The organism is Pseudomonas sp. S2_H10 (genome assembly GCF_054668285.1).
In genome coordinates, this window is sequence record NZ_CP162754.1 from 3,171,263 (window position 1) to 3,183,307 (window position 12,045).

Here is a 12,045-nt window from a genome sequence, read left to right on the forward strand (position 1 = left end):
TGCGTATAGCGCGAACCACCCGTTTACCTATCTGCGACATTGACATGCTTATCGCGACCAGCCCGCAACGACCGGGGCTTGCGCGTCGGGAACAGATTGCACCATGTCGCCCATGGATAAGGTTCTGGCCAGCGCCGGCCCCACACTCGCTTCAACAGATAACCGCTGTTTTTTGTCTTGCGTCGCACAACCGTAGCCACATTTCGCCGGCCACACAGAATGGCCTTGAGGATTAAACGATGGACGTCACTACTACCCTGAGCCTGGGCGATCCGCTGGAACCCGCACGCAAGGCCACTGCGCAGATGCTGCAAGAGCGCGAGCGCACCTACTCGCTGCCGCAGCCGTTTTACTCTGACGAGCGCCTGTTTGATATCGACATGCAGGAAATCTTCCAGAAAGAGTGGCTGATCGCCGGCATGACCTGCGAAATCCCCACCAAGGGCAACTACCTGACCCTGCAGGTCGGCAAGAACCCGATCATCGTGATCCGTGGCGCCGAAGGCGTGGTGCACGCGTTCCATAACGTCTGCCGCCACCGTGGCTCGCGCCTGTGCACCAGCGAAAAAGGCAAGGTCGCCAAACTGGTTTGCCACTACCACCAGTGGACTTACGAGCTGGACGGTCGCCTGCTGTTCGCCGGCACCGAGATGGGCGCCGACTTCGACATGAAGCAGTACGGCCTCAAGCCGGTGAACGTGAAGACCGCCGGCGGCTACATCTTCATCAGCCTGTCGGAAAATCCACCAGCCATCGATGACTTCCTGTCGACGCTGAACCATTACATGGAACCGTACGACATGGAGAACACCAAGGTGGCGATCACCACCACCTTGATGGAAAAAGCCAACTGGAAGCTGGTGCTGGAAAACAACCGCGAGTGCTACCACTGCAACGCGTCGCACCCGGAACTGCTGAAAACCCTGCTGGAGTGGGACGACGTCACCGACCCGCGCGCCGACCAGGCGTTCAAGGACCACGTGGCTGCCTCTGCCGCTGCCTGGGAAGCCGAGAAGATCCCTTACGCCCACGCCAGCTTCGGCCTGCGCAACCGCATCGTGCGCATGCCGCTGCTCAAGGGCACCGTGTCGATGACCCTGGACGGCAAACAAGGCTGCGCCAAGCTCATGGGCCGCATCAAGAACCCGGACCTGGGCTCGATGCGCATTCTGCACCTGCCGCACTCCTGGAACCACTGCATGGGCGACCACATCATCGTGTTCACCGTGTGGCCGATCAGCGCCCAGGAAACCATGGTCACCACCAAGTGGATCGTGCACAAGGACGCGGTGGAAGGCGTGGACTACGACGTGGAGCGCATGCGCCAGGTCTGGGACGCCACCAACGACCAGGACCGTCGCCTGGCCGAAGAGAACCAGCGCGGCATCAACTCCACCGCCTACCAGCCTGGTCCGTACTCCAAGACCTATGAGTTCGGCGTGGTGAACTTCGTGGACTGGTACAGCGAGCGTCTGCTGAGCAACCTGGGGGCCGAGCCTGCGCCGTACCTCAAGGGTGTTCCGGTCCAAGGCTAAATCCCTGTAGGAGCGAGCCCGCTCGCGATGAACCTGAGAACACCGCTGGGTGTCAGGCTGCCAACGTTATCGTTGACGTCCATCGCGAGCAGGCTCGCTCCTACAACCAGCATAGAACTGTACGAAATATGATCTATCTCGTTCAGAGCTATGCCCGCCGCACCTCCCAGCCTTCCGCAAACAAGTTATCCACACCTCCACCCACAGCTATTGGGGACAACTGTGGAAAAGCTGCAAAACTTCTTCATTTAAATCAAAGAAAAATCGTGACTTATCCAGAAGCATGCTTCCATGGACGAGCTGATCATTTTTTAACCAACAACCTGAAAGCCACGGACTACGTGGCTCGCAGAGGATGGCAAACACCTTATCCACAGAAGCGCCAACAGACTTTGGGGTTAACTTCGAAGGCCCTGTGGAAAACCTCCGAAACCCGTACAAAACCGGCGCTGGCGTGAAGGCTTACGGCGCAAAACCGTATTTTGATCAATTTATAACCAAAAGCCTGCAGACCACGGTTTAAAAGGCCTGTAGGCGACAGCAAACATCTTATCCACAGAAGCGCCAACAGAGATTGGGGGCAACTCTGCATCCCCAACAGCACTTATCCCCTTGAAAAAGCTTGGAAAAACCACGAACCAGGCTGGTTGTTTTTTGAGCGACGGCTTGCAGGGCTTGATTTGTATGGGGTGCAGCGAGGGGCGAACATGTTATCCACAGAACCACCAACAGGGATTGTGGGTAAACAGCGGCGTTGTTCAGATTTTATTGAGGCATGAGCGACCTGAATCCAGGTCCAGGCTCAATTCAAAGTCTTTGAAGGCGCGCCATCCGAGCAATATCGACGGGACGTACTGCCCGTCGATCAGCGACGGCGGGATGGTAAAGCCCGGGTAGTATTTGTAGGTGACCGCCATGGTATTGCCTTGCAGGGCCAAAACGCCGTCGAAGCGTTGAAAGCGCTTGTGGCCGTTGGTGGCAACGCTCGAGCTTCCCGGTGTCAGCGCGTGAACATCGCTGAGTTGCCTGCCAGGTGACGAGGCCGTCAGGTAGTCGACATTTCCGGTATCGATGATGGCCTGCGTTTCCCGGCGATCCAATTGTGCGGCCACCACCAGCCGTTGATTGAGATCCAGGCGGCTAACGACAACCGACGCATCACAGCGTGTGACCGGCGGCGGATTCAGCTCCAGTGTTCTGCCGGTGATCTTCAGGCGCCCCAGCTTGCTGATCAGGTCCAACCCCAACAGATTGTCCCGGTCGCTGACAAAGACCAGGACGTTCCTGAACTCGCGGGTGCCGACTTTCAGCGACCTGAGAACTCCCAGCCTCGCGGCCAGGTCCTTTTCGCCATAAAACGTGCTGTAGCGATAAAAAGCATCGGGCAACCACTTGATGCCCATCTGTTTCGCCGTGTCGATGTTGACCCGGGTTTGCGGCGCGCCCGTGTCCAGCACAAAACGCGCCGTGACATCCTTGGCCGAGCCGACATCGATGAATGGCAGCACTTGTTCAGCTGTGGAAAAGTCGTTGGCATACGGATGCAGTTGCAGCACCTCATGCTGCGTCGAACCGTTGACCGTGAAATCGCCGGTCGTCGCCAGCAGAGCCAGTGATTTGCTGCCAAACGTGGAGAACAGAGGCTGCAGATCGGCGCTGGCGGCAATCGCCCGGGCATGCCTGGCCTTGATCGCAAGATAGTATTCGGGGAGTTGGTTGGCGGCCTTGGCTTCGAGCATTCTGGCCAGGACCGTCACCGAACAGCTGAGGTGTCTGTCGGCATCCAGGACCTTGTCGCACTGTTGCCGCAGCTGCGCGAGGGACGCGTTGCGCCCCTGCTCGGAGTCCATCCAGCGATAGAAATCCTGGTCAGCCACGGGGGGCTTTGCCTGGGCAGCAGCCATCAAGCCTGTGGATACCCACAGGGCCGATGCAAAGAGCGCCAGAAGAGCGAAAGTCTTCATATTCAGGCCAGTCATAAAAACCGGTTTCATGAGTCAGCGCTGAATGTCTGAAAGCTCCCGAAAGCGTGCCGCACCCTTGATCAGCGCATAGGAAACTTTAGCTCACCGCCCTCGTCGGCGTGGGATGAGAGCAAGGGTTCCTGGCGTTGTGGATAACCGTCACCGGGCGATCGCTCGAACAAGCTCAAGGCCTGTGCATAAGATAGGCTTTACCGGTGACGCGGATCATGGGATGAGGGGTGACCTGGCAGGTCTTGATGATCCCGAAACCGTGCCGCTCGTAAAAACGCCGGGCGCCAGTGTTGGCGGCGTAGTCGATCAGGCTCCAGATTTGGTCTGAAGCGCCCTCGGATGAAATCTGGAACAACCGCGCAATCTCACGCGCATCCGCGCGCACTGCCGAACGAAATTCAACTGCCATTGTTTCCCCGTGAATTTTGGTAACCGACGATCAAAACTGTAGGAGCGAGCCTGCTCGCGAAAAACCTGAGGCCCCCAAAGTCATTCAGGCATCCCGCGTCTTCGTTGACGACTATTGCGAGCAGGCTCGCTCCTACAGGGGATTTGTGCTGAAGCTGAGTTAGCGGACGACGCCTTCTTCAATCAGCAACTTGAGAATGGCTTCAGCCCCAGCTTGCGCCGTGACGCCTTTGAGCACCTGCCCGCCTCCACCACTGGCCTTGGCCGTCGCGGCTTTCATACGGTCGGCGCCGCTCTTGGCCTTGATCACCTTCAGGCGCTTGGGCCGTGGCTTGGCCGGTTGCAGGCTGGCGACCGCGAGTAATTCGTCGTCGATGATTTCAATGTCCTGCGCCTGCAGCACACCGCGCCGGGCCGGGCCATACGCACTCTGGCGCGGCTTGGGCGCTGCGTTATCCACAGTCGCCAGAAACGGCAGGCGCACTTTCAGCCGGCGACGTTGACCGCGCGGCAAGGCTTGCAGCACCAGCGCCGAACCGCCATCGATCGACTCGACCTGTGCCAGCCCCACCACCAGCGGCCAGCCCAGGCTTTCGGCCAGCAGGAAGGGCAACATGCCCGAACCTTCACCGGTTTCCGCCTGGCTGCCGGTCAACACCACCTGAGCCCCGGCATCGCGCAGATACTCGGTCAGCGCCGGGAGCGCATCGGCACCTTGCGGTTGCTCCAGCACATGCAGTTGTTCAAGCCCCATGCCCAGGTAGGCGCGCAGTGCAGGCTCGGCGATGTCGCCGGCGTGCAGCACTTGCAGGTTATCCCCAGCCAGTTGCAGGCCCAGTTCCACCGCCCGCGCATCCTGTTCCGCACGACGCGGCCGCCCGGAGGTCGGGTGGGCGCCGATGGACACCAGGCTGATGATTTTCGTGCTCATAACCCTTTCCTTCCCTTAAGCCGCATCGCGCTTGGCGTCGTTGCGGTAAGCCTCTACCGCCTCGATCAAGGCTTGAAGAATCTCCGCGCTCTCGCCGATCACCGAGAGGTCCGCACGCTTGATCATGTCGCAGCCAGGGTCGAGGTTGATCGCCACCACCTTGTCGCAGGCACCGATGCCTTGCAGGTGCTGGATCGCCCCGGAAATCCCCACCGCCACATAGACCCGCGCAGTGACCCAGGTGCCGGACGCGCCGACCTGACGGTCGCGGGCCATGAAGCCGTCGTCCACCGCCACCCGTGATGCACCTTCGGTCGCGCCGAGGGCTTCGGCGGTCCTGTGGAAAAGTCCCCAGTCCTTGACCCCGTTGCCGCCAGAGAAAATGAACTCGGCTTCGGCCATGGGGATTGCCGCCGGATCGACCGCCACCGCCCCCAGGTCTTCGATGCGCGACAGGCTGCGCGCCACAGTTGTGGATAACTCCACCGGCAACGCTTCATGACGGGTTTCACTGACCGGTTCGGCGCACTCGGCCGCCGCCAGAATCAAGCGCGCAACCGGACGCGCGAGGTCTTGCAGACCGGCACCGGCGCGGCCGATGCACTCCTGATCCTTGACCTGCCAGACCCGCGTCGCCGGGCGTTCGCCCAGCGCTGCGGCAAAGCGTCGGCCAAGCTCGCCACCGCCGCTGCGGCTGTCCGGCAGCAACCAGTGACGCGGGCTGAACTGGTTATCCACAGCCCGTAGGCCCTGGACCCGTTGTTCCGGTGCATAACCGCTGAACTCTTCACCTTCCAGCACCAACAGTCGATCAACGCCCGCCGTGGCAAACGCGCTTTCCTTGTGTTCGCCGAACACCACCGCCAGTACCGCGCCGTCGCTGCCGGCCAGTTGACGGGCCAGGCCAAGCAGGTCGCGGTCATGGCTGCTCAGACGGCCACCGACCATGTCGGGTACCACGCAGATGTAGTGCGCCGGGGCAGGCACTTGATGCAGCGGCAATTGCACTTCAACAGCGGCGGTACGCTTGGTCGCCCCGCCCTGCTGCGCGCCACTGCGGTCGATTCGCTTGATCCCGTTGGGGCCGATAAAGCCAATGCCATGGGGATTCTTGCGGATGACACCGTTGGGCCCCATCCAGCTGTGTTGCGCCGGCTGCATGGCCGCATGCAGCGGGTGCAGACGGTTGCGGGCGATCCATTCGGCCCGCGGGTCGCGGCGGATAATGTCGCTCATCAGTGCACCTCCGCAGGTTCACGTTGGGCCGGAGCCGCCGGTTTGCTTGGCGCTGCGTCTTCGAGCAATGCGTCGGCCACCAGTTCGGCGATGTCTTTGATCAGCGGCCGAGGTTCGACCACACCTTCGAGCATCGCAGTGCATTGCGGGCAACCCACGGCCACCAGTTCGGCGCCCGTCTCGCGGATGTCTTCCATGCGCATGTCGGGAATCCGTTGCTTGCCGGGAATGTCAGTGATCGGCGCGCCGCCACCGCCGCCGCAGCAGCGCGAGCGGAAACCGGAACGTTGCATCTCTTTGACTTCGATCCCGAGGGCGCGCAGCACCTGGCGCGGCGCCTCATACTCGCCGTTGTAGCGACCGAGGTAGCACGGGTCGTGATAGGTCACGCTGTCGCCTTTGTGCTGACCGAGATTGAGCGCCCCAGCGTCGATGATTTCCGCCATGTAGGTGCTGTGGTGCTGCACCAGGTAGTTGCCATCGAAGGCGCCGTATTCGTTTTTCAGCACGTGGAAGCTGTGTGGGTCGCAGGTGACGATGCGGTTGAAGCTGTACTTGGCCAGGGTCTGGATGTTGCGTTTGGCCAACAGCTGGAAGGTCGCTTCGTCGCCCAGGCGCCGGGCCACGTCACCGCTGTCACGCTCTTCGAGGCCGAGCACGGCGAAGTCGATTTTCGCCGCCTTGAGCACTTTGACGAAGGCGCGCAGGGTGCGCTGGTTGCGCATGTCGAAGGCACCGTCGCCCACCCAGAACAGCACGTCGGTGGATTTCTTTTCGCTGAGCAGGTTGAGGTTCAGGTCTGCCGCCCAGTTCATCCGCCCGCCCGGCGCGAAACCGCCCGGGTTATCGGTGGCGATCAGGTTTTCCAGGACTTCGGCGCCCTTGTTCGGGGTCGCGCCTTTTTCCAGGGTCAGGTGACGGCGCATGTCGACGATGGCGTCGACGTGCTCGATCATCATCGGGCATTCCTCGACGCAGGCGCGACAAGTCGTGCACGACCACAGGGTCTCGGCGTCCACCAGGCCGTTGACGATCGGCTGATGCGGATTGCCGCCGTGCTCGCCAACCGGTTTACCCGGATACGGGCTGCCGGCGAATTTCGCATCGGTGCCACCGGCCAGGCCGACGACCATGTCCTGAATCAGTTTTTTCGGGTTCAGCGGCTGGCCGGCGGCGAACGCCGGGCACGCCGCTTCGCATTTGCCGCACTGCACGCAGGCGTCGAAGCCGAGCAACTGGTTCCAGGTGAAATCCTTGGGTTTTTCCACGCCCAGTGGTGCGCTCGGGTCGTTCAGGTCCAGAGGCTTGAGGCCCGTGGAACGACCGCCGCCGAAGCGTTCGGCGCGACGGTGCCAGGCCAGGTGCAAGGCACCGGCGAAGGCGTGCTTCATCGGCCCGCCCCAGGTCATGCCGAAGAACAGTTCCGACACGCCCCACAACACGCCAACTCCGAGAATCGCCGCCACCAGCCAGCCACCGAAGTTTTCCGGGAGGATCCCGGCCACTGGCAGGGTCAACAGGAAGAACGAGGCCGAGAACGCCAGCAAGCTTTTCGGCAGGCGCATCCACGGGCCTTTCGACAGGCGTGAAGGCGGGTTGCGCCGACGCAGATAAACGAAGATCGCGCCAACGAACATGATCGCCGTCATCAGCAACAGCGCATAGCCGAGGAAGCGGTTATGCAGGCCGAAACCATGCACCAGAATCGCCAGCACGATGGACGCTACCGCACCGCCAGCCGTGGCGACGTGGGTATTGGCAATGTATTTGTCCCGCGCCACGACGTGGTGCAAATCGACCATGTAACGCTTGGGCATGGCGAACAGGCCGCCGATCAGGTCGACTTTCGAAGCCCGGCCCCGGCGCCACATGGCCACCCGCCGCAACGCGCCCAGGACACCAAGGCCCAGGGCGGCGAACAACAGGATTGGAAGAAGGGTGTTCAACATAGGTGTTGCTCCCAAGACCTCGGGTCTTGCAGGTCGAGATGCCTTACTCGGTTCCTGTGGGAGCGGGCTTGCCCGCGATTGCATTCTGTCAGTCACATTTGAATTGACTGACCCACCGCTATCGCGGGCAAGCCCGCTCCCACAGGGTCATGTGCAAGCCTTTAGAAATCCTTGCACAACCGCAGTGCGTCATAGATCGCCGCATGCACGTTCCGCTGGGCCACGCAGTCGCCGATGCGGAACAGCAGGTAGCCGTCGCCGCTCTGCTCCAGGCAAGGCTGCGGCTTGATCGCGAACAAGGCTTCGACGTCGATCTGGCCCTTGTTGCGCGAGCCTTCCTTCATCGCGTAGTAGATCTCCTCGTCCGGACGCACGCCGTTCTCGATCACCACCTGGTCCACCACCCGCTCCTCTTTGGCGCCGGTGTATTCGTTCTCCAGCACCGCCACCAGCTTGTCGCCTTCGCGGTAGACCTTCTCCAGCATCATGTCGCCGGTCATGATCACTTCTTTCGGGTACATGCTGCGGTAGTAAGTCGGGAACGAAGTACCACCGATGGCCACGCCCGGCTTGATGTCGTCGGTGACGATCTCGACCTGGCTGCCCTTGTCCGCAATGAAGTCGGCGGTCGACATGCCGGTGAATTCGCAAATGGTGTCGTAGACCAGCACGTTCTTGCCCGGCGCCACCTTGCCGTCGAGCACATCCCAGCTGCTGACCACCAGGCCTTCAGCCGCGCCCCAGTGTTCGTTCTGTTCGATGAACGGATGACCGCCGACGGCCAGCACTACCACGTCCGGACGCAGGTCCATGATGGTCGGCGCATCCGCCGCCGTGCCCAGGCGCAGGTCGACTTTCAACCGAGCCAGTTCCAGCTGATACCAGCGGGTGATACCGGCGATCTGGTCCCGTTGCGGTGCTTTCGAGGCCGTGGTGATTTGCCCGCCGATGAATTCCTTCTTCTCGAACAGGGTCACGTCGTGGCCACGTTCGGCGGCGACGCGAGCGGCTTCCATCCCGGCAGGACCGGCGCCGACCACCACAACCTTGCGTTTCACGCCGGTGGTCTTTTCGATGATGTGCGGCACACCCATGTACTCACGGGACGTCGCGGCGTTCTGGATGCACAGCACATCCAGGCCCTGATACTGACGGTCGATGCAGTAGTTGGCACCGACGCACTGCTTGATCTGGTCGATCTGGCCCATCTTGATCTTGGCGATCAGGTGCGGGTCGGCGATGTGCGCGCGAGTCATGCCGACCATGTCGACGTAACCGCCTTCCAGAATGCGCGTGGCCTGGTTCGGGTCCTTGATGTTCTGCGCGTGCAGCACCGGAACCTTGACCACTTCCTTGATGCCGGCAGCCAGATGCAGGAACGGCTCCGGTGGATAACTCATGTTCGGAATCACGTTGGCCAGGGTGTTGTGGGTGTCGCAACCCGAGCCGACGACGCCGAGGAAATCGAGCATGCCGGTGTCGTCGTAGTACTTGGCGATCTGCTTCATGTCTTCATGGGACAGACCGTCCGGGTGGAACTCGTCACCGCAGATGCGCATGCCCACGCAAAAGTCGTCACCGACCTCGGCGCGCACGGCTTTCAACACTTCCAGGCCGAATTTCATGCGGCCTTCGAAGGTGCCGCCCCATTCGTCGGTACGCTTGTTGACCCGCGGGCTCCAGAACTGGTCGATCATGTGCTGGTGCACCGCCGACAATTCGACACCGTCCAGGCCACCGGCCTTGGCGCGGCGTGCCGCTTGCGCGTAGTTGCCGATCACCCGCCAGATCTCTTCCGGCTCGATGGTCTTGCAGGTGGCACGGTGCACCGGCTCACGCACGCCCGATGGCGACATCAGGGTCGGCCAGTTGAAACCGTCCCAACGCGAGCGACGGCCCATGTGGGTAATCTGGATCATGATCTTGGCGCCGTGCTTGTGCATGGCGTCGGCCAGATTCTGGAAGTGCGGAATGATGCGGTCGGTCGACAGGTTGACCGAACTCCACCACTCCTGCGGGCTGTCGATGGCGACCACCGACGAACCGCCGCAAATCGCCAGGCCGATCCCGCCCTTGGCTTTCTCTTCGTAATACTTGACGTACCGGTCGGTGGTCATGCCGCCGTCGGTGGCATAGACCTCGGCGTGCGCGGTGCTGAGCACGCGGTTGCGGATGGTCAGTTTGCCGATCTGGATCGGCTGGAACATTGCTTCGAAAGCCATGGCGGGTTCCTCGACTTACAACGGCTTGACGATGAACAAGCCGTCTTCGTGGCCCTCTTCGGAGCCACCGTAGACTTGCTCGGCCACGGTGCGGATCTTGCTGCCGCGAGCGGCGAGGATCTGGTCCATCGCCCCGGCAAACCAACCGGTGAACATGTAGTCGACCTTGCGCCCGACCTTGCCGTACACGTAGACGAACGCCGAGTGTTCGAGCTTGACGCTGGCGGTGCCTTTGTCGAGGTCGATGTCCTGGATCTTGAACAGGCCCCAGCCGCGCTGCGACAGGCGCTTCATGTAGTGCTCGAACACCGCGACGCCTTCCAGGCCGTGGCATTCGGCTTCTTTTTCACACCAGTGCCAGGCGGACTTGTAGCCAGCCTTGTAGAGGATCTCGGCATAGGCTTCGGCGCCCAGCACTTCCTCGATGCCCATGTGGTTGTTGACGAAGAAATGGCGCGGTACATACAGCATCGGCAGGGCGTCGGAGGTCCAGACACCGGTTTCGCTGTCGACTTCGATAGGCAATTGCGGGGCGATCTTGGCCATGGAAACTTAACTCCAGAAAATTCGTGGTCAGTGCTTAGCAAAGCTTTTGCTTTGCTCTTATAAACAAGCGGTGTGAATGACTTTGGAGCCGTAGCGAGCACGTCGAGAGCAAGGAAGGACCGGAGCGACAAGCGAGACAGTACGGGACGTACGGCGAGCTTGGCGCGAGGACCTGACGCAGCTATCGGCGAGCGGAGTAGGCTCCAGAGTTATTCACTCGCCCCAGACGTCTTTCAGGACGGCCACCCAGTTCTCGCCCATGATCTTGCGCACCACGCGCTCGGAATGGCCGCGCTTGAGCAGGGTTTCGGTCAGGTTCGGGAACTCGCCGACGGTGCGGATGCCCAGCGGGTTGATGATCTTGCCGAAGCTGGTCAGGCGGCGGGCGTAGCCCTTGTCGTGGGTCAGGTACTCGAAGAAGTCCTGGCCATGGCCCTGGGTGAAGTCGGTGCCGATGCCGATGGCGTCTTCGCCCACCAGGTTCATGGTGTATTCGATCGCTTCGGCGTAGTCGTCGATGGTCGAATCAATGCCCTTGGCCAGGAACGGCGCGAACATGGTCACACCGACGAAACCGCCGTGGTCGGCGATGAACTTCAGCTCTTCATCGGACTTGTTGCGCGGGTGTTCCTTGAGCCCCGACGGCAGGCAGTGGGAGTAGCAGACCGGTTTCTTCGATTCGAGGATGACTTCTTCGGAAGTCTTGGAACCGACGTGGGACAGGTCGCACATGACGCCGACGCGGTTCATCTCGGCGACGATTTCGCGACCGAAGCCCGACAGGCCGCCATCACGCTCGTAGCAACCGGTGCCCACCAGGTTCTGGGTGTTGTAGCACATCTGCACGATGCCGACGCCGAGCTGCTTGAAGACTTCGACGTAGCCGATCTGGTCTTCAAAGGCATGGGCATTCTGGAAGCCGAAAAGGATGCCGGTCTTGCCCTGCTCCTTGGCCTTGCGGATGTCGGCGGTGGTACGCACCGGAATCACCAGGTCGCTGTTCTCGCGGATCAGCTTCTGGCTCGCGGCGATGTTGTTGACGGTGGCCTGGAAGCCCTCCCACACCGACACGGTGCAGTTGGCCGCGGTCAGACCGCCCTTGCGCATGTCTTCGAACAGTTCACGGTTCCACTTGGCAATAATCAGCCCGTCGATAACGATGCTGTCGGCGTGCAATTCGGCTGGGCTCATCAGGCTGTCCCCTTATTAGCGATTCATGCGCCGAATCGTCTGCCGGCGCTT

Annotated in this window: 10 protein-coding genes; 2 read left to right on the forward strand and 8 right to left on the reverse strand. The window is 61.3% G+C overall.

Going from position 1 to position 12,045, the window contains the following annotated elements; genetic code table 11:
• The first annotated feature begins 239 nt into the window (after nt 1–239).
• Entirely contained in the window at nt 240–1,535 is a 1,296-nt protein-coding gene (gbcA, locus tag AB4O16_RS14185; protein WP_110662073.1) for a glycine-betaine demethylase subunit GbcA, read from the forward strand.
• A gap of 128 nt (nt 1,536–1,663) precedes the next feature.
• On the forward strand, nt 1,664–1,993 hold the full coding sequence (locus AB4O16_RS14190; protein ID WP_460157954.1) for a hypothetical protein: 330 nt from the start codon (nt 1,664–1,666) through the stop codon (nt 1,991–1,993).
• A gap of 300 nt (nt 1,994–2,293) precedes the next feature.
• Here the strand turns inward: AB4O16_RS14190 and AB4O16_RS14195 are convergent, their stop codons facing one another.
• The 8 genes from AB4O16_RS14195 to AB4O16_RS14230 form a co-directional block, all read right to left on the reverse strand.
• A complete protein-coding gene (locus tag AB4O16_RS14195) occupies nt 2,294–3,514 on the reverse strand; it encodes a retroviral-like aspartic protease family protein (RefSeq protein WP_460157955.1) in 1,221 nt (406 codons plus the stop codon).
• Nucleotides 3,515–3,683: 169 nt separating this feature from the next.
• Nucleotides 3,684–3,920, reverse strand: a complete 237-nt coding sequence (locus AB4O16_RS14200; RefSeq protein ID WP_160388472.1) for a hypothetical protein — start codon at nt 3,918–3,920, stop codon at nt 3,684–3,686.
• A gap of 159 nt (nt 3,921–4,079) precedes the next feature.
• Nucleotides 4,080–4,850, reverse strand: a complete 771-nt coding sequence (etfB, locus tag AB4O16_RS14205; RefSeq protein WP_150719116.1) for an electron transfer flavoprotein subunit beta — start codon at nt 4,848–4,850, stop codon at nt 4,080–4,082.
• Between the two features lie 15 nt (nt 4,851–4,865).
• Nucleotides 4,866–6,086 (reverse strand): electron transfer flavoprotein subunit alpha, encoded by a 1,221-nt coding sequence (etfA, locus tag AB4O16_RS14210; protein ID WP_160388473.1) that lies wholly within the window; start codon nt 6,084–6,086, stop codon nt 4,866–4,868.
• Nucleotides 6,086–8,035, reverse strand: coding sequence for a dimethylglycine demethylation protein DgcB (gene dgcB / locus AB4O16_RS14215; RefSeq protein WP_460157956.1), 1,950 nt, complete (start codon nt 8,033–8,035; stop codon nt 6,086–6,088). The genes etfA and dgcB overlap by 1 nt, the downstream gene beginning before the upstream one ends.
• A gap of 161 nt (nt 8,036–8,196) precedes the next feature.
• Nucleotides 8,197–10,257: a dimethylglycine demethylation protein DgcA gene (gene dgcA, locus AB4O16_RS14220; protein ID WP_150705234.1), complete on the reverse strand. Its 2,061-nt coding sequence runs from the start codon at nt 10,255–10,257 to the stop codon at nt 8,197–8,199.
• 15 nt (nt 10,258–10,272) lie between these two features.
• Entirely contained in the window at nt 10,273–10,803 is a 531-nt protein-coding gene (locus AB4O16_RS14225) for a DUF5943 domain-containing protein (protein ID WP_007975505.1), read from the reverse strand.
• Between the two features lie 213 nt (nt 10,804–11,016).
• Nucleotides 11,017–11,994, reverse strand: coding sequence for a dipeptidase (locus AB4O16_RS14230; protein ID WP_160388475.1), 978 nt, complete (start codon nt 11,992–11,994; stop codon nt 11,017–11,019).
• Nucleotides 11,995–12,045: the final 51 nt, after the last annotated feature.